At 35.8% G+C, this 19,750-nt stretch carries 15 protein-coding genes; 7 read left to right on the top strand and 8 right to left on the bottom strand.

Translation table 11 applies throughout. The annotated features are described in order from the left end of the window. Window positions 1-51: 51 nt before the first annotated feature. Window positions 52-993: a tRNA epoxyqueuosine(34) reductase QueG gene (gene queG / locus C7377_RS02610; protein WP_116495767.1), complete on the top strand. Its 942-nt coding sequence runs from the start codon at window positions 52-54 to the stop codon at window positions 991-993. Next, the gene (locus tag C7377_RS02605) at window positions 971-1,942 is read left to right on the top strand and encodes a GSCFA domain-containing protein (RefSeq protein WP_116495766.1); all 972 of its coding nucleotides are present in this window, start codon (window positions 971-973) and stop codon (window positions 1,940-1,942) included. The genes queG and C7377_RS02605 overlap by 23 nt, the downstream gene beginning before the upstream one ends. On the opposite strand, the gene C7377_RS02600 is transcribed toward C7377_RS02605, so the two are convergent. From C7377_RS02600 to C7377_RS02585, 3 genes are all read right to left on the bottom strand, one after another. Further along, window positions 1,939-2,340, bottom strand: a complete 402-nt coding sequence (locus C7377_RS02600) for a DoxX family protein (RefSeq protein WP_116495765.1) — start codon at window positions 2,338-2,340, stop codon at window positions 1,939-1,941. The genes C7377_RS02605 and C7377_RS02600 overlap by 4 nt on opposite strands. A 465-nt stretch (window positions 2,341-2,805) precedes the next feature. Continuing rightward, entirely contained in the window at window positions 2,806-3,837 is a 1,032-nt protein-coding gene (gene ruvB, locus C7377_RS02590; protein ID WP_116495763.1) for a Holliday junction branch migration DNA helicase RuvB, read from the bottom strand. A gap of 30 nt (window positions 3,838-3,867) precedes the next feature. Beyond that, a complete protein-coding gene (locus C7377_RS02585) occupies window positions 3,868-4,530 on the bottom strand; it encodes a metal-dependent transcriptional regulator (RefSeq protein WP_116495762.1) in 663 nt (220 codons plus the stop codon). A gap of 117 nt (window positions 4,531-4,647) precedes the next feature. On the opposite strand from C7377_RS02585, the gene C7377_RS02580 reads away from it, so the two are divergent. Beyond that, on the top strand, window positions 4,648-7,026 hold the full coding sequence (locus C7377_RS02580) for a TonB-dependent receptor (RefSeq protein WP_116495761.1): 2,379 nt from the start codon (window positions 4,648-4,650) through the stop codon (window positions 7,024-7,026). A 75-nt stretch (window positions 7,027-7,101) separates the two neighbouring features. Here C7377_RS02580 and C7377_RS02575 read toward each other — a convergent pair whose 3' ends face one another. After that, window positions 7,102-8,517, bottom strand: a complete 1,416-nt coding sequence (locus C7377_RS02575; RefSeq protein WP_116495760.1) for an MFS transporter — start codon at window positions 8,515-8,517, stop codon at window positions 7,102-7,104. A 305-nt stretch (window positions 8,518-8,822) separates the two neighbouring features. Between C7377_RS02575 and C7377_RS02570 the strand changes: the two genes are divergently transcribed. Further along, window positions 8,823-9,536 (top strand): peroxiredoxin, encoded by a 714-nt coding sequence (locus tag C7377_RS02570; protein ID WP_116495759.1) that lies wholly within the window; start codon window positions 8,823-8,825, stop codon window positions 9,534-9,536. 75 nt (window positions 9,537-9,611) lie between these two features. Here C7377_RS02570 and dcm read toward each other — a convergent pair whose 3' ends face one another. The 3 genes from dcm to C7377_RS02555 form a co-directional block, all read right to left on the bottom strand. Next, window positions 9,612-10,664 (bottom strand): DNA cytosine methyltransferase, encoded by a 1,053-nt coding sequence (dcm, locus tag C7377_RS02565; protein WP_207778392.1) that lies wholly within the window; start codon window positions 10,662-10,664, stop codon window positions 9,612-9,614. A 131-nt stretch (window positions 10,665-10,795) separates the two neighbouring features. Beyond that, complete coding sequence (locus tag C7377_RS02560) at window positions 10,796-12,820, bottom strand: dipeptidyl-peptidase 3 family protein (RefSeq protein ID WP_116495758.1); 2,025 nt, start codon at window positions 12,818-12,820, stop codon at window positions 10,796-10,798. Between the two features lie 157 nt (window positions 12,821-12,977). Then, the gene (locus C7377_RS02555; RefSeq protein WP_116495757.1) at window positions 12,978-14,663 is read right to left on the bottom strand and encodes a glutamine--tRNA ligase/YqeY domain fusion protein; all 1,686 of its coding nucleotides are present in this window, start codon (window positions 14,661-14,663) and stop codon (window positions 12,978-12,980) included. 226 nt (window positions 14,664-14,889) lie between these two features. Between C7377_RS02555 and C7377_RS02550 the strand changes: the two genes are divergently transcribed. The 3 genes from C7377_RS02550 to C7377_RS02540 are packed head-to-tail and all read left to right on the top strand — an operon-like array spanning window position 14,890 to window position 18,044. Further along, window positions 14,890-16,614, top strand: a complete 1,725-nt coding sequence (locus C7377_RS02550; RefSeq protein WP_116495756.1) for an Ig-like domain-containing protein — start codon at window positions 14,890-14,892, stop codon at window positions 16,612-16,614. Between the two features lie 11 nt (window positions 16,615-16,625). After that, window positions 16,626-17,459, top strand: a complete 834-nt coding sequence (locus tag C7377_RS02545) for a DUF3108 domain-containing protein (protein WP_116495755.1) — start codon at window positions 16,626-16,628, stop codon at window positions 17,457-17,459. A gap of 6 nt (window positions 17,460-17,465) precedes the next feature. Next, window positions 17,466-18,044: a non-canonical purine NTP diphosphatase gene (locus C7377_RS02540; protein WP_116495754.1), complete on the top strand. Its 579-nt coding sequence runs from the start codon at window positions 17,466-17,468 to the stop codon at window positions 18,042-18,044. Here C7377_RS02540 and C7377_RS02535 read toward each other — a convergent pair. After that, entirely contained in the window at window positions 18,041-19,729 is a 1,689-nt protein-coding gene (locus tag C7377_RS02535) for a S41 family peptidase (RefSeq protein ID WP_116495753.1), read from the bottom strand. The genes C7377_RS02540 and C7377_RS02535 overlap by 4 nt on opposite strands. Between the last annotated feature and the right edge of the window lie 21 nt (window positions 19,730-19,750).

The raw sequence follows: 19,750 nt of genomic DNA, 5'->3' as shown, positions 1-19,750 counted from the left end.
CAATGTGCTCATTTTTTATTTCCTGAATAAAGGCTTATTTTGCAAAATAGAATGACTGATAAAGTTGAGATAACACACCTTATAAAGCAACAAGCCCACAAACTTGGTTTTGATGGATGTGGAATAGCTCGTGCCGATTTTTTAGAAGAACAAGTTCAACCTTTTACTCAATGGCTCGACGCTAATTACCATGGTGATTTATCATATATGGAGCGTAATATTGAGAAACGGTTAGATCCCCGAAAACTGGAAGAAGGCACTAAGTCTGTAATTGTCGTTATGCTCAATTATTATACTGATAAGAAACAGCCTGAATGTGCTCCTGTAGTTTCAAAATATGCCTTTGGCAAGGACTATCATTTTATCATGAAGGACAAGTTAAACCTATTGCTTTCATACATCCAAGAATTAGCCCCCCAAGCTAAAGGTCGCTATTTTGTGGATAGTGCTCCGGTATTAGAGCAAGTTTGGGCTGAACGCGCTGGATTAGGTTGGATTGGTAAGAACTCCTTGTTACTCACTCCAATAGGATCCTATGTTTTTATAGGTGAAATATTACTTAACATGGCATTGGATTATGATGCATCAAAAACCATAGATCCTTGTGGAAAATGCACAAGATGTATAGATGCTTGTCCCACCAATGCCATCCTTCCCAGTAAAATCATCAATGCCTCAAAGTGTATTTCTTATTTTACCATTGAGAAAAAAGGTCATATTCCTGATGATGTGGATATAAAAAATCGACTATTTGGATGTGATATTTGTCAAGATGTCTGCCCGTGGAATAGGAAAGCGAGAGAACATACTACTTCAGGATTTAAGCCTTTAGCAAACCTTATGAAAATGAACCGAGAGGATTGGAATAAGCTAACCGCACATGAGTTTGGAGAGAAATTTAAAGGCTCACCCATGAAAAGAGCAAAATATACCGGAATAAAGCGAACGTTAATGCATTTAAATAAAAAAGATGAACCTACAGACAACTGTTGACATACAACAGCCAAAGAGCCGGATATCACACTTGGACTCCCTATTATTTATTGGCTCTTGTTTTGCTGAAAATATCGGGAACAAAACATTAGCCTACAAATTTAAAACTGTTATAAACCCTTGTGGGATAGCCTATAATCCCATTTCCGCAACTAATACTATTGCACTAATTTCAAAAAATAAGTGTTTAAAAGAAAATGACTTTGTTTTTAATGATGACCTATGGCATAGTTTACATCATCATGGGAGGTTTTCACAGCAAGAACTGGATAAAACAAAGACGTTGATAGCTGAAGAAATAAAACAAGGATATAACCAAATAGTCGTGGCTTCTCATATCTTTTTAACGCTCGGGACTTCGTGGGTTTTCGAACACATAGCAACAGAACAGGTTGTAACTAATTGTCACAAGCTACCGGCTAAGCATTTTAGGCGAAGGAAGCTAAGTATTCAAGAAGTAACTAACGCATTGCAGACGGCAATTCATCAAATACGTGAGCTGAATTCTACTGCTGAAATTATATTTACTGTAAGTCCCGTAAGGCACTTAAAAGACGGTTTACATAAAAACCAATTAAGCAAAGCTACGCTATTATTGGGTATAGAAAAGCTACAGCAAGTAGATAAAACTATTGGTTATTTCCCTGCATACGAGATAGCCATGGATGAATTAAGAGATTATCGATTTTATGCACAAGACTTTACTCACCTAAACGAATTAGGCACAAATTATATATGGGAGCGTTTCTGCGAAACATACATTAAAAAAGAGAGTCAAGCCTTGTTTCCTGCCTTAGAAAAGTTACATAAGGCACTACATCATCGAGCTATAAATAAAGAAACTTCTGCCTATCAAAAGTTCAAGGCAAAAGTTCTTAGTCAAATAGAAAGTTTAGAATACAAACTTCCTTTTATCAATTTCACGAAAGAGAAAGAGCAATTAAATTAATCCCAACGACCTCTACTGGCTACAGCATAACTACCTGCACCAGTAAAAAATAGTGCCAAAGCTCCAAATCCATAAAGCCCTAGAAGTTCTAGTGCCCATCCTCCTGTTTCATTGAGAGAAAAAATTTGCCCTCCATGTGCTAATGAAGTAGCTACTATACAATTAAAGAAAAGAACTAAAGCTGCTAATCTTGTTTTGTAACCCACGATAATCAAAAGAGGCGCTACAACCTCTCCTACATAAACACCATACGCTAAAAACGTTGGTAAACCATGGCTCTCTACCATTCCTTCGATTCCGGGAATGCCGTGCTTTAATTTTGCTATTCCATGCAATAACATCAAGCAACCAACTGCAAGTCTCAAAATTAACAATCCTAAATTTACTTGTTTTTTCATTATATCTGTTTTTAAAAGTTAAGTTATCATAGTCTAATATGTAGCTAAAATTACAATATTTTTTCTTGTTTTCAGCAAAATGCAGGAATAAGTTATTTAAATAACCTATAGGTTTAGAAAATATACAGAGAAATAATTATAGTATTTAATCCTTTATGAGCAGACCCGAAATTGAAACAACAATCTGCAATAAAACACCTAAAATCAATAGCCAATAAAACCAACTGAAATCAAGTGCAAAACATACAGCAACAGCTACAAACATTAGCACAGTAACTATTTTAATAAAATCTCTAAGCTTAGGTTTTTGAAAGCGTATGGTACTTAATGTATGAATGCTCAAAAGTAAAAAACCAAGTATAATAACAGCCATACTAAAAGGATACATACCAAAGAATAATACTATTCCTAATACGACAAGAATTAGTGCTAGAGAAACTACTATGTTATAGAATGTTTTAATTTTTACAATAATGTTTGTTGCGGATTCATAGCATTAGGATTTGATTTTCCTAAATGATTATAGGCTCTATCAGTAACTTCCCTGCCTCTTGGAGTGCGTTTTATAAATCCTTCTTTAATTAAAAATGGTTCATAAACTTCCTCAATCGTTCCGGCATCCTCACCTACCGCCGTAGCTATAGTAGAGATACCGACAGGTCCGCCTTTAAATTTATCAATAATAACGGTTAGGATTTTATTATCCATAATATCCAATCCATGCTTATCAATATCTAAAGCTTCTAACCCATACTTTGTTATTTCAATTTCAATAGTACCTGTACCTTTTACTTGAGCAAAATCACGAACGCGTCGCAATAATGCATTAGCAATACGTGGTGTTCCTCTGGAACGTGATGCAATCTCCCAAGATGCTTTTTCATCTATAGGTACTTGAAGAATATTAGCAGAACGTTCAATAATAGACTTTATCGTTTGGGCATCATAATATTCCATGTGAGAATTAATACCAAATCTTGCTCTCAATGGACTCGTAAGTAATCCCGAACGTGTAGTAGCACCAATAAGTGTAAAAGGATTTAACTCTATCTGTATGGAACGGGCTGCAGGCCCCTTATCTATCATAATATCGATTTTATAGTCCTCCATAGCAGAGTATAAATATTCTTCTACGATAGGGCTCAATCGATGGATTTCATCAATAAACAGGACATCATTCGGTTCCAAATTAGTCAATAATCCGGCTAAATCCCCCGGTTTGTCCAAAACAGGACCAGAAGTGACTTTTATACCAACTCCCAATTCATTTGCAATAATATTAGAAAGGGTAGTTTTTCCTAAGCCTGGAGGTCCATGTAGCAATACATGATCAAGTGCATCGCCTCGTTGAATAGCTGCAGCAACAAATACCTGAAGATTTTCTACTATTCGAGGTTGACCTTGAAAATCAGCAAAAGAAATAGGACGAAGTTTGTTTTCAAACTCTTCTTCCTTATTCGTTGTTGCTAAATGCTGTATATTTAAAAAATCGTCCATATGAATTCTGTGCAAGATATAAAATTACTGCTATTTGTGAACCTTTTCAACAAGAAGTTTATCACAAACATCTTTCGTTAAGACTACATTTTTAAATTGGTCATAAGCGACTACCACACTTTCATCAAAGGGTTCTTTTTCCTCTATTTTTATCTCAGTTCCCAGAGCAATGTTCTTTTTATTCAGAAAAACTAAGAATTCTTTTTGTTCATGATCCAACGCTCTTAAAACTGCACTTTGACCTGGTTCTATTGCAGACAGACTTTCGTAGTTTTGAGAAACCGTTTTTCCATTTTTATCAGGTATCGGGGTACCGTGGGGATCAAACTTAGGATAATCTAACATTTCATCTATTCTATTAAAGAAAGTCTCAGAATTAATATGTTCCAAATCCTCAGCAATATCATGAACTTCCTCCCAGCCTAGCCCCATAGTCTCCACTAAAAACATCTCTGCTAAGCGATGCTTACGAACTATATGAGAGGCTACCTTGCGTCCTTCGTCAGTTAAGATAATAGGCTTATATTTCTCATAAATAACCCAGCCTTCTTCTTGCAGACGCTTTACCATATTATTTACCGTAGGAATACTCACATCAATACGTTTACTCAAGGCAGATAGTGATATTTTTTCTCCATTCTCTTCTAAACTGTATATAGCTTTAAGGTAATTCTCTTTCGTATCGGACGGCATAATGAACTCTCATTTATAGTTTTCAACACAAAAATAAGAAATTGTTTTGAATTTTATTGTTAGGCTAATCTAACTTATTGTATTTGCAACACAAGAATAAAAATAAAGACTTGTAAAATGAAAAAGAAAACAATACTATTAATTTCTTTACTCCTATTGGCAGTAGTGAGTTATGCTAACACAGGAGTTGTAAAGGGAATGGTCACATCCCATGGAGAACCAGTGCCTGGTTGTCTAGTAGAAATAAAAGGACTCAAGGGAAATGGTGCCGTAACAGATTCTTCAGGTAATTATATTATTCAAAAAGTTCCTGTTGGAGAATACAGTTTATCGGTGTCGTGCTTAGGTTTTCATACAGCAACAAAAAATGTAAATGTAAGTGCAGGTGAAGCTATTACTGCAAATGTAAATTTAGAAGAGGACTTGTTGAATATTGATGAGGTAGTCGTAACGGGAACTCGAAATGGAGTAGCTACGTACGAAGCTCCTGTTATCGTAAGCAGAATCTCTCCTAAATTATTTCAATCTACACAATCCTTAAGATTATCTGAAGGTCTTGCTTTCTCACCTGGACTGTGTGTGGAAACAAATTGTCAGAACTGCGGATTTTCTCAGCTGAGAATGAATGGGTTAGAAGGTGCTTATTCTCAAATACTTATTAATAGTCCCCCTATCTACTCTGCACTTGTAGGTGTTTATGGCTTGGATATGATTCCTGCCAATATGATAGACCGTGTAGAAGTGGTAAAAGGCGGAGGTTCGGCACTATACGACGGTAGCGCTATCGGAGGTACTGTGAATATCATTACCAAGGATCCGATAAATGATTCTTTTCAATTTGGTCTTAACCAAGGGTTCACAGACATGAATCGTTCAGACAGAATAATAACCTTGAATGGAAATATCGTGAGTGATGACTTAGACAAAGGGATCAGCATTTTTGCTTCTAACAGAAACAGAAAGCCTTGGGACGCAAATGATGATGGATACACAGAGTTAACGAAATTAGAAAATAATACCTTTGGGATGGACGCATTTTGGAATACCTCAGAAAAAGGAAAGTTAAAACTCAATATGCATAGCATCAATGAATTTCGTCGCGGAGGAAATAAATTAGACTTAGAACCTCATCAAACTGACCTAACAGAACAACTGGATCATAAGATTATTGCAGGGGGGCTCTCTTTTGAACAGTACTCAAATGATTACAAACATAAATTCTCTATTTATACCTCTGTTCAAGATACGAAACGTAAGAGTTATTATGGAGGTGGAGGCAGAGTGCTTTCCGATGGAGACACCTTCACTGAAGATGATTTATTAGCACTGAATTCTTACGGTCGTTCTAAAGTTATATCTTCTGCATCAGGCGTACAATATAGTTATGATATCAATGACAAATTTACAGTGTCGGCAGGAGGAGAATATCAACACAATGACGTAAATGATGAAATGGGTGGTTACAATAGAAGTATCAACCAAACAGTAAATACGTTGGGTTCCTATATTCAATTAGAAATAAAACCTATTGAACCTTTAACATTCCTACTAGGAGGACGGTATGATCATGTAAATATTGATGGTGAATATCGTTTTAGCGGAGAAAATTTTGATACAGACAAAACTCTTGATGTTTTTGTACCAAGAGCGACAGCAATGTATGATATTAACAAAGAAATGAAACTAAGATTTTCCTATGCACAAGGGTATAGAGGTCCTCAAGCTTTTGATGAAGACCTACATATTGAAACCGTAGGAGGCGATGCTGTTTTTGTACAACTATCTCCAGATTTAAAAGAAGAGAAATCTCATAATTTCACAGGATCATTAAACTATACGAAAAGCTTAGGAGATTTTCAAGCAAATTTTGTCCTTGAAGGTTTTTATACAAAAATTAATGATCCATTTACGAGCCTTGAGGTGGAGACTCTACCTTCAGGAGTAAAAGTAAAAAGAAAAGAAAATGGAGATGCTGTGAAAGTAGCCGGGGGAAATATTGAACTAAACGTTGCCTACACTAAAAAATTCCAAGCACAGCTAGGATTTACGTTACAAAAATCAGAATACAACACGCCCGAATTAGTTTGGGAGCCCGATGCAAACGACCAAAGAAGTGCAGTTTTTACAGACAAAATATTACGGACTACAGATGCATATGGGTTCTTTTCTTTCACGTACAACCCTATAGAGCCACTTAGTCTTTCTTGGTCGGGAGTGTACACTGGTAAGATGCATGTTCCTCATATTATAGAACCAGACACCGAGTTTACGGTGGTTAAAGAAACACCCACTTTCCTTGAGAATAACTTTAAAATATCATATGACTGGGACTTTAACGAAGATAATTGTTTAGAACTATTTGCCGGAATACAAAATGCTTTTAATAGCTTCCAAGATGACTTCGACAAAGGTGCTGACCGTGACGCCGGTTACATTTATGGACCAAGAAAGCCCCGCACCATCTTTATGGGGTTAAAATATAGTTTTACAAGATAAATCTTTCATATACGTTTAACAAAGCTCATTTTTATCTTGAAAAGCGGAAGCACTGCCAATACTGGCGGTGCTTTTTTACTTTGCTTTCTTAGTTTTTAGATTATCGCCATCTCTGTAATTCAATCGAGAGAATACAAAACTGGAAAGAATAGTCAGTAATCCAATAAAAATAAAGGTATATTTGAAGGCAAAGTAAACATCGTTGTTTGTAATAACTTCTGAGCTCTTGAAAACACGCAATATGGCTAGTCCTATTCCAATTCCGAATCCCATAGAAAGTTGTTGGTTAACCGAGAGTAAACTATTACCGCTACTTGTCTGATGATCTCTCAAATCAGCTATGGAGATGGCATTCATTGTTGTAAATTGTATAGAATTGAAAAAACCAAGAATAATCAATATACCCACATACCATAAGATATTCCAGTTCTGTGGAACAAAACCAATGATAATAATTATAACACCAATGATCAATGTATTAATTTTTAAAATATTCCTATACCCAAAATAATCTAATATAGGCACTACCACTGACTTTGTAGCCATTACTGAGATTGACATAGGGGCAATAATCCAGCCTGCAGTACTTGCAGACCTTCCGTAAGCCACTTGAATCAAAAGAGGGATTAACAACGGAATACTGCTTACTCCTAAGCGACATACAAGATTCCCTACGATACCTACTCTAAAAGTTCTAACCTGAAACAAATGTAAAGGGAAAATAGCTGATCTACCCACCTTTTTAGCATGCAAGTAATACAAATACAACAAAATCACACCCGCAAGAATTAAAAGTGAAACAATAACAATCCTATCAAGTTCACTTAAATATTCCAGTGCCACAGAGAGCAAAAGACAAGCTGTACCAAAAATTAAAAATCCTTTGTAATCAAGCTTTGTATTTACGCCCTCAAAATTGGGCAGATATTTCAATGCCATGTAAAAGCCTAACAAACCAAAAGGTATATTTATTAAAAATATCCAATGCCAACTGATATATTCCACTAGATATCCACCAACTAATGGTCCTGCAATAGGTCCTAATAGAGCAGGAATAATGGCATAATTCATCGCCTGTACATATTCGTTTCTCGGATAAGTTTTGATTAATGCCAATCTCGCCACTGGCGTCATCAAAGCACCACCAAGACCTTGCACAAAACGCGCAAAGATTAAAAAATTGAGACTTTGTGATGATGCACATAAAACAGAACCTATGATAAATATCACTAAGGATACCAAAAAGGTTTTCTGAGTACCAAACTTATCAGCAAAATACCCGCTTATTGGAATAAAAAGAGCCAATGTAAGCACATAACTAATAATAGCTCCTTGCATATTCAATGGGGATTCTCCTAAATCACTAGCAATAGCTGGAATGGCTGTATTCAGGATTGTAGAATCCAACATCTGCATAAAAATAGCTGTGGCTAAAATATAAGGCATATATCGTTTAACCTTAGCCTCCCGCTCCTCACTATATTCTGTCATCCTCTTACTCCTTTACATTTTAGAATAGATGCAAAATTATCACGTATTTGATGACTCACAAAATTTATTCATCTTTCTTAATTAAAGCATAATGAACTTATATTTATAGAAGTAGTTAACGTCAGTTTGAAAAAGCATTTTTTTAGCACTTAAAGTTTTATTTTTCATATATAATAAACCTTGTTTATTACATTGATTTTATCAATACGAAATCCTCTGCATTTATTTTTTATTATCGATTATAAATCTTAGATTTGTATGTATAGACAAAACCGTTAATTAACTCATTAAAAATGTATTACGACATGGAAAATCAAGAAATAGAAATGGTAACATTACCAAGAATAGGTGACAAAGCACCTGAATTTAAAGCAGTAACTACTCAAGGTGAAATTAACTTTCCAAGTGACTACAAAGGACAGTGGACAATTCTGTTCAGTCATCCAGCTGACTTTACTCCTGTATGTACCTCAGAGTTTATGACTTTCGGAGTGATGCATGAGCAATTCAAAAAAGCGAACTGTGAACTCATAGGTCTATCAATTGATGGAATACACAGTCACATTGCATGGTTGAGAACAATCAAAGAAAAGATAGAATATAACGGCATGAAGAATGTAGAGGTTAAATTCCCTCTAATTGATGATGTGTCTATGAACGTGGCAAAGAAATATGGAATGGTTCAGCCTGGTGAAAGCACCACACAAGCTGTTCGTGCGGTTTTCTTCATTGATCCTGAAGGAATCATTCGTACATTAATGTATTACCCACTAAGTACCGGACGTAATTTCGATGAGATTTACAGAACACTGATTGCTCTTCAAGCTACTGATGAGTTCGGAATTGCTACCCCAGCAGACTGGAGACCAGGAGATGACGTAATCGTACCACCTGCAAAAACGTCAGATCTAGCTGAGGAGCGCATGTCTGGTAAAGAAGAATTAGATTGTAAAGATTGGTTCTTCTGTACAAAAAAATTAGATAAAGACACTGTACTAGACAAGATTCTAAAAAAATAATTAAAATCCATAAAGTTATAGCAAAACCGGATACACCACGTATTCGGTTTTTTTATTTAAACAATCATTCTACTTTTACAAAACTTTTAAAATTTGGTTGCTGATACGCTCTATTAGCGGTACTGTTACAGAATTACCGGCTTGCATATAGAGTTTTCCATTAGCAATATCCGGCAATACGTATCTCTCCATTGGGTAGCCTTGAAAAGCAAAACATTCTTTAGGTGTTAACTTTCTAAATCCAAAATCATCTATTATTAGAGGAACATTATGACCGCCTGTCCCCATATTGGCTGTAAGTGTTGGGCATACATTACTTTTGTTCTCCCGGACATACACTCTACGCCATTGATAAACGTTATTTTTATTCGTCATTGCTTTCTCCAACTCCTGGTAATACTTATGTGCTTTCGTGTAATAATATTTATCTTCTTGTTTCCCTTTACCTAAAAAATCTTGAATAGAATGAGTCAGAGGAATGGATTCTGGAAAGACAAAATTCTCGTAATTAGGCACTTGTTTGGGATCAAAAGCGACAATAAATATTCGTTCTCTGTTTTGTGGGATATTAGCGTGAGTCATGGAATTTAGAACCTGATAAAACACTGTGTAGCCTAACTTTTCATATAAGATCTCAAGAATTACTTTAAATGTTTTTCCTTTATCGTGAGAAACAAGATTTTTTACATTTTCAAGGAATACGGCTTTGGGTCTATGCTTCTCTATAATCTGCTCTATATCAAAAAACAGCGTTCCTCGTGTATCAGAAAATCCTTTCCTATGCCCTGCTATAGAAAATGCTTGACAAGGAAATCCTGCACATAGAACATCAAATCCTTGAGGAATTGAATCTTTTGTCTCATCTTTGGTAATATCACCAAAAGGAAGTTCTCCAAAGTTAGTATAATACGTCTGTTGGGCATCCTTGTTCCATTCACTGGAATAGACGCACCTTCCCCCAACACTCTGCATAGCCAGGCGAAAACCGCCAACACCTGCAAATAAATCTATAAACTGGAATGTATGGTTTTCTGGTGTGGGAAAAGGAATTTTAGAAATTTGAGACTGTAAAAACCTTGCTGTATTATTCATTTCTAAGTCTCCTTTATGTATTTTCTTACTCGCCATATTTTTGTAAAGGTAGTCAAATTCTGAATTTCAATATCTCTCCAGATTGTATTGAATATTATTTTGAAATGAAAAAACGTCCGAAGCTTTGCCCCGAACGTTTTTTCAAAAATTAATATGCTAACGCTCCACTATTTCGTGGGCAAAAAGCTGTACTCTTTTGAGTAGCGTAGCATTTGTTCTTCGAAAGTTTCGTCATAATGCACCTTAACATCAGAAACTGTATCGGCATCCATAACGGCTTCTAATCTTGGATTGATAAATCCACCATAAGGAGCAATATTTAACTTCTCTACACGAGCTAAAACTTCTTTATGAAGTTCTTGATCTACCTTCACTCCATAGTTTTCAACTAACGCACGCCCCGCTTCATAGTCTCCTTCAGATTTTACGCGTTGGATTTCTCTTAATAACTCTCCAAATAAAGTTCTAAGTTTAGCATAATCGTTTATCTTAACGTAAGTTTTATCATCTTTCTTCACCAATTCTACCACTTTGTCTTTTGAGCCTTTTTCCAAGACCCATTTAGATACTAATTGACGGTTACGCATATGTGCTTCTTCGATATCATGCCCCAATTCTATACGAATTAATTGAGAAATCAATCCATTTCGCAAATAACCATCATATTGAGCTTTAGCAGCTTCTTCATTCTCAAACAATCCCAAGTTCAATAAAATAGTATCTGGCATATAATACAAAGCCACCAAGTCTGCACGAGCCTCCTCCAGTGTAGAAGCATAATTTTTCAAGGTTTCCTTTGGAGTTCCAACTCCTGGATTTAACTTACCTGATGCATGACCGATAACCTCATGCAATGCTGTGTGCATTTTGTCAGAAACTCCTTCGTATTTCTTAGAGCGTTCTATTTCATCATTATCATAAGCAAATTCCTTCAAGATACTTTCTCCTCCAGCCTGTGAGTATGCATAGACAATATTTCCTAAAGAAACTGATTTAGAACCATGCTCTGCACGTATCCAGTTATTGTTAGGCAAATTCACTCCAATAGGTGTGGAAGGAGAAGCATCACCTGCCTCACCAGCAACGTTAACTACCTTATATGAAACCCCTACCACATTTTCTTTCTTGTGTTCATCCATGATTGGAGAATTGTCCTCGAAATATTGTGCATTTTCAGCTACCACCTTCATCTTTTCCGTCATATCGAAATCTTTGATTTGCACGATAGACTCAAAAGAACCTTTATACCCCATTGGGTCATTGTACACCTCTACAAAACCTAAAATATGGTCCACATCACCATCCGTAGCTTCTGCCCAAGCAATGTTATATTCAGTCCATTTGTCAAGATCACCTGTTTGGAAATATTCAATCAATATCCTCAAGGCTTTCGCTTGCTTTTCATTTTCTGCAACAGTTACTGCTTTCTCTAGCCAATAAACAATCTCCTCGATAGCTTCACTATAAAGTCCTCCAACTTTATATACTTGCTCTTTCAGTTCGCCATTCTCTTTTACTAATCTGGTATTCAATCCTAACTCATTAGGACGGTCGTGATCTTTCTCGTTCTTTTTTTGTTCTGCATAGAACTGTTCTGCCTCCTCAGCAGTTACATCAGTTCCATAAAAATTCACAGCTGATGATAGCAACAAATCTTTGTTTGCGTCTAAGCTTACTTTCTTAGCATCAGATCTGTCGAATATAGCATCAAACGCATCATCAGAAATTTCTGTGTTAGTTTCTTCTACTAATTGAGTAAGATATTCTTTGGAAAACTTAGGTTCAAACTTTACATTCGCATAGTGATGAAAAATACCACTGGAAAACCACATACGTTTTACGTATGTCTGGAAATTTTTCCAATCTTCAGTCGACTTATCGCCTTCATAGGTTGTATAGATATTTTCCAAAGCACGTTTGATTTCCAAACCATAACGGTAATTTTGCTGATAGATAATCTCTCTACCACTATACGCAGCTTCAGTAAGGTAATAAACCAGTTCCTTTTGTTTCAATGAAAGTTTGTTCCATTGTGGAATTTGGTATCTAATAATTTTGAGGTCTGCAAACTTTTCTGCTAACCACTCAAAATCTTGCTGATCTTGAGGTTGGTCTTCAGCCTTCTTGTCACATGATGCCGTAGCCATAGCCACGCCAATTAATAATAAACTCATAGACTTTAATATCTTCATTGTATTTGGTTTTGATAAAAAATATTTGTTTTTATAACCTACAAATTTATCATTTTTAAACTAGAAAATGATATAGATTCACGAAAAAAGGGTTATCGATAATTCGATAACCCTTCATGGTTTTTTAATACAAATTATTTTTTTTCAATGAATCTGCTTATTTCTTCTTCTGCATTTTTGCCCAAGTATCTCTCAACGTTAGAGTTCTATTAAAAACTAGGTGTTCAGGCGTACTATCTTTATCTACACAAAAATACCCAATGCGCTGGAACTGAAACTTGTCTTCTGGCTTAGCGTCCTTTAAAGCAGGTTCAGCCAAGGCCTTGTGGGAAACCTCTAAGGAATGTTCATTGATAAAGTCTAAAAAGTCTTTGTCTTTATGACCATCTGGAGCTTCATCAGTAAATAAACGATCATAATAACGTATTTCCACTGGAAGGGCAACCTCCGCAGACACCCAATGGAGCGTTCCTTTCACCCGACGCTTGCTTGCTTCAGTACCGCTACCGCTCTTGCTATCAGCATCATAGGAGCAATGTATCTCTGTAATGTCTCCATTTTCATCTTTTACGACACTTTCAGCTTTAATAATGTACCCATGCTTCAATCGCACTTCATTACCTAAAGAAAGACGAAAATATTTTTTTGGAGCATCTTCCATAAAGTCACTGCGTTCAATATAAAGTTCTCTTGAAAAAGTCATCTCTCGTTTTCCTGCACTCTCGTCTTCTGGGTTGTTATCCGCATACACTTTTTCTGTTATCCCTTCAGGATAATTTGTTAATATGATTTTTACAGGATCGGTTACTACCATCATGCGAGGTGTTATCTTATTCAAATCTTCACGCACGTGATGCTCAAGTAATGCTACATCGATAACGTTTTCACGTTTAGCAACCCCGATAGTATCTGCAAACTTTCGTATGGCAGCTGGTGTATATCCTCTACGACGCATTCCCGAAATGGTTGGCATCCTTGGGTCATCCCAGCCTGCTACATGCCTTTCATTGACTAATTGCAATAACTTTCTTTTACTCATTATGGTATACGAAAGGTTTAGGCGTGCAAATTCCCTCTGTACAGGCGCATATTCTCCATCTTTGATTTGCTCTAAAAACCAATTATACAAAGGTCGATGCACCTCAAACTCTAGTGTACAGATAGAATGAGTAATACCTTCGATGTAGTCGCTCTCACCATGTGCATAATCATACATTGGGTAGATACACCAGTTATCTGCAGTCCGATGATGCGCTTTTCTTAAAATCCTATACATAATTGGATCGCGCATATGCATATTTGGAGAACTCATATCTATTTTAGCTCTCAACACTTTAGATCCGTCAGGGAACTCTCCATTCTTCATTCGCTCAAAAAGGTCTAGATTCTCCTCGACACTTCTATCTCTATAGGGACTTTTAATTCCTGGCTCTGTGGGAGTTTTCTTTTGCTCTGCAATCTCAGCAGGAGATTGGTCATCTACATAAGCGGTACCGTCTTTTATCATTTGTACAGCCCAATCATATAGTTGCTGGAAATAATCTGAGGTAAAACATTCGTTATCCCACATAAAGCCCAACCACTTAATATCTTCTTTAATAGAATCTACATACTCTTGTTCTTCTTTGGCAGGATTTGTATCATCAAAACGTAAATTACACAGGCCATTATATTGCTCAGCCAATCCAAAATTTAAACAAATTGACTTTGCATGCCCAATATGTAAGTATCCATTAGGCTCAGGAGGAAAACGTGTGTGTATCTTTGCACCTTCTCCCTTTTCTTCTAAATATTCTTCGATGATAGCCTCAATAAAATTGAGTGATTTTTTCTCTACTGCCATATAGCTAATTCGTATTTATTTTTTTAATTGTAATTTACAAAAATAACGAAAATATATTAGCGAATTGCTCCTTCTGTTTTTCCAGTACAGATGAAACTCTAAATTATTTATTTAATTTCGTTACTGCGTAAAAAAGCGATAAGAGCTTAGCTATTAATAGTAATAAAAGTTTGTATCTTTGTTTACTTCAAAAAACGAAAGGAAAAACCTTTGAACTTTTTATTTTATGAGAAAATATCAAATCATCATATTTTTTACCTTCCTCCTGCTATCTTGTGCTAATCCAGGCATCCCTACAGGCGGAGAAAAAGATGAAGAACCACCAAGAATCACTCGAACATACCCAGAAAACTATACACTTTATTTTGATAGAAACAAGATTGTAATTGACTTTAATGAATTTGTAAAACTGGAAAATGCTTCTCAAAATGTCATGATTTCACCACCACAAAAGAAAAAACCTAAGTTACGGCTCAAAGAAAAGCAAATTGTGGTAGATTTAAGAGATACGTTACGAGAGAATACAACTTACACTCTAGACTTTGGGAAAGCCATTGTAGATAATAATGAAGGAAATCCGCTTGGCGAATATCGTTATGTGTTCTCCACTGGTGATCAAATTGACCGAATGGGTATTGCAGGTTATGTGAAAGGGGCACAAGTAGATACTGTTGCACAAAGTGCTACTGTAGCACTGTATATTCCTACTGACACCCTAAATCCTTTTCAAAAATTGCCTGACTACATTGCCCAAACTGATACTTTAGGTTTTTTTATGTTTAACAATATTGTGGACAGAGAATACAAAATAATCGCTTTTCAAGATGAGAACAGCAATAGCATGCTTGATTATGATGAACCTATAGCTTTTCTAAAAGAGAATGTGCATACCTCAGAAACCGACCGAGGAGATCAAGATTCTCTACAGTTGGATAAATATACTTTATTCAAAAACATCAGTTTACAACTACGCATGTATACTCCAGTAAAGAGTCTGCAATATCTAGAAGATTATACTCGCCCGTTGCCTGAACAACTGAATTTCCTTTTTAATGCGCCACTTAAAGATTCTCTATCTATAGAAATACTAAATAGTTCAAAAGACGTTCCATTCTATACTGAAAGTAATGAAACTAATGACAGTTTAATTTATTGGATTGCGGATAAAGATATAGCACAAAAAGACACACTATTAGCAAAATTATCTTATCTAAAAACTGACACTTTAGGTTATCTCAGCCCTTATGATGACACATTAAAATTGGTTTACAAAGAACCGAAAAAAAGCAAAAAAGAACAAAAAGAGGAAGAAGAAGGGGCCAATATAGAGTTTATGGATATTCAGACAAATATGTCAGGTCAAATAAATTATTTCGATCCGCTTATTTTGACATTTGAACGACCAGTCACAACTTTAAATCAAGAGCATGTCGCTCTTTTTACAAAAAAGGATACTATCAGTTCTCCTATTGAATTAACATTAACACCTGACAGTATCTTACCACACAGAAAGTATCATGTCATATTCCAAATAGAACCTAATGAAGAATATACTATTAGAATAGATTCAATGGCTGTCTATGACAGCGGAGGAAGACCGAATAAAAAGCTAGAAAACTCTTTCTCTACTTATGATAATTCATTTTATGGCAAACTCTTTGTAATGATTGCAGGAGGAGAAGAAAATGTTCTCATACAACTGGTGAAGAAAAGTAATCCGAATGTAGTCATAGCACAACAAAATTGGACAGAGGGCGAAGTAATTACTTTTGAAAATCTACCCCCAGCAACCTATCAGCTAAAAGCGCTATGGGACACCAACGGTAACGGTAAATGGGATGTTGGAGATTATGAAACTCAACGCCAGCCTGAACGAACAAAAATCTTTTCTAAAGAAATAGAGTTAAGATCCAATTGGGAATTAGAAGTTGATTGGAATCTAAATAATTAAAAAAGGAAAAAATGAAAAAGACTGTCATATTATTAATTGCACTAAGTGCTTTTAGCGTATCTCATCTGAATGCACAATGTATAGAAAACAACGCATTTACTGCAGGAGAAAAATTAGAATTTACCGGATATTACAACTGGGGACTTCTCTGGGTGAATGCGGGTAAAATAACAATGAATGTAAAAAAAACGGAGTTTCTAGGGAAACCAGCCTATGAGTTAAAAGGCATTGGTCGTAATGCAAAAGCCTTTGATATGTTTTTTTCATTACGAGACACTTTAACTTCGGTTGTTGATAAGGAAACCCTTATTCCCTATTCATTAGATAGAATTACTAATGAAGGAAGTTATAAAGCCAGACATGTCTATACCTACAATTATTCTAACAATACAATAAATGCTTTTATTAATAAAAAAGGCAAACAAAAAAACTCAAGCATTCCTTTTAATGGATGCGTGACTAATCTAATGAACGTTCTTTATTATGCACGGAATATTGATTATGAAGCTCTTAACAAAGGAGATAGAATACCTATTAAAATGTTGGTAGATGCAGAAATAAGCAATGTTGAAATTCGCTACCGTGGCAAAGAAGAAATTAAGACAAAGAGCGGATTAAAAGTTAAATGCTACCGTATAACACCAGTGCTTCCAAACGGTGCTATGTTTGAGGACGGTGATGGAATGAGTGTTTGGCTAACTCAAGATGAAAATAAAGTTCCTGTTATGGTAGAAGCAAAAATTCGTGTAGGTTCTGTGAAAGGTGTTCTTAAAAACTATAGTGGTTTAAAGCATTCAAACAATGTTTTTAATAACACCAACGGTGTGTTTGAGAATGAAGAGTAATTAGTTATGGAACTAATCATCGCAACCAATAACTCCCATAAAGTTGAAGAGATAAAAGAAATCTTACCTGCAAATATTGATGTAAAATCATTGAGGGAGATTGGTATCGTAGAAGAAATTCCCGAGACGCAAGATACCCTTGAGGGAAATGCATTACAAAAAGCCAGGTATATCTACGATAAATATTCTAAGAACTGCTTTGCTGATGACACTGGCTTAGAAGTGGAGGCTCTTGATAATGCTCCCGGTGTCTATTCTGCTCGTTATGCAGGTGATGATTGCAGTTTTGAAGACAACATTCAAAAATTATTAAGAGAGTTAAAGGGTATTGAAAATCGAAAAGCTCGTTTTCGTACTGTTGTTGCTTTAATCATCGATGGGCATGAGCATTTATTTGAAGGTGAAGTAACTGGTAAAATCTTAGAGAGCAAACAAGGAAATGAGGGCTTTGGTTATGACCCAGTTTTCTTACCTGATGGGTATGAAGATTCTTTCGCAACAATGGCTAGCAGTGAGAAAAACAAAATTAGCCATAGAGGCAAGGCTGTAAGAGCCCTTGCCTCATTTCTGAGAAAGACGCTCTAGTCATCTTTCTCTTGCTTTTGTTTTATACTACTATCTACTGGAATAGTTCCATCTAGCATCCCCTTATATTTCTCTCCATCATTGAGTAACTCTACAGCTTCTTCAACAGTTTCGTCAGTATGAACGGCTTGGGCATAGCCTCCTTTTTGATAGAAAAATCGTTTGTTAATTTCAAATTCGATTAAATCTTCAATCTCATCTTTATACAACCACAAGTCAGTATTTAACTTTGGTTTTAGCAATGTTTCAACAGCTGATAAATCTGGAGCGTGCTCGTGTTTTTCTTTAGCTACAGCCTCTTTGAGTTTCTTCAGCATTGAATAGCTCTCAGATTCATAATCAAAGTCAGAGGTATCGACGAACGAAACAAATTTTTCGAATAAATTATCATCTACTGTAACTAAACTACTCGGTTTAGGCTGTGTGTTTGCATACCAAGTTGCAAAATCAAAAATCTGATAAGTTCTTGACAACTGTTTTGTTAAATTGCTAAAGTCTTCGCTCTCTACCTTTATATCCGGCATAATACCTCCTCCATCATACACTGTGCGACCATTACGAGTTTTATAAGCACTGATCAAGGAATCAGGTATGTGTCCTACACTTCCGTCGTCATTTCTGTGCGTGTAATCTAAAGCCTGAATACAACGACCACTAGGTATGTAATATTTTGAAGTGGTCACTTTCAATTTGCTATTATAACCAACTTCTCGAGTCGTCTGTACTAACCCCTTTCCAAAAGAATGCGTTCCCATAATTACCCCTCTGTCTAGATCTTGGATAGTTCCTGCAACAATCTCTGAAGCCGAAGCAGACCCCCTGTTAATCAATATTACAATAGGAATCTCTTCATCTAATGCGTTTTTTGTGGTCTGATAGCTTCTGTCCCACTGTGAAATACGCCCTTTAGTTGCTACAACAGTTTCATTTTTAGGGATAAATAAATTCACAACCTTTACTGCTTGGTCTAACAAGCCCCCGGGATTACCTCTTAGGTCAATAATCAAAGAAGTTGCTCCTTCTTTCTTAAGCTTTTTGACTGTTTCTTTCACTCTTTGCTCTGCCTTATTGGTAAAATTGGTAAACAATAAGTAACCAACATTGTTGTTCAACAAAGTATCATAAGGAACACAGTCTAACTGGATTTTTTCTCTATGTATCGTAAATGTTTGTACCTTTTGATCCGAATAGGGGCGCTCCACTGTCATAGTAAATGAAGTGTTTGGTCTGCCTTTCATAATATCGGTAGCCTCTTGCATATCCATACCAACGGTGTTTTCCCCATTTATAGAGATAATTTTATCACCAGCCTTCAGTCCGGCTTTGTCAGCAGGCAATCCCTCATAAACTTGAGAAATAAAAACATGCTCATCACGTTTTCCAATAAGAGTTCCGATTCCCCCATATTCTCCAGTAGTTTGTGTTTTAAAGTCAACCATATCCTTCTCATTCAGATAGATAGTATAAGGATCTAATTCCTCCAGCATACTTTCAATTCCTTTATTAATGAGCTTTTCATTATCTAAGCTGTCCACATAAAGAAGGTTTAATTCTTTTAGGATATTATGATAGATGGTTAAATTCTTAGAAAGATCAAAAGCGGCTTTATCTGTTTCCTGCGCATGTGTAAAAGTACTTGTGCATAAAAAGACACAAAATAAATTGATGATATAAATTTTCTTCATGATGATTATAATTTTTACAAA

This window comes from Balneicella halophila, from assembly GCF_003096835.1.
GTDB lineage: Bacteria > Bacteroidota > Bacteroidia > Bacteroidales > Balneicellaceae > Balneicella > Balneicella halophila.
Note: the sequence above shows the minus strand (reverse complement) of the source record. Positions and strands in the feature narration are given on the sequence as shown.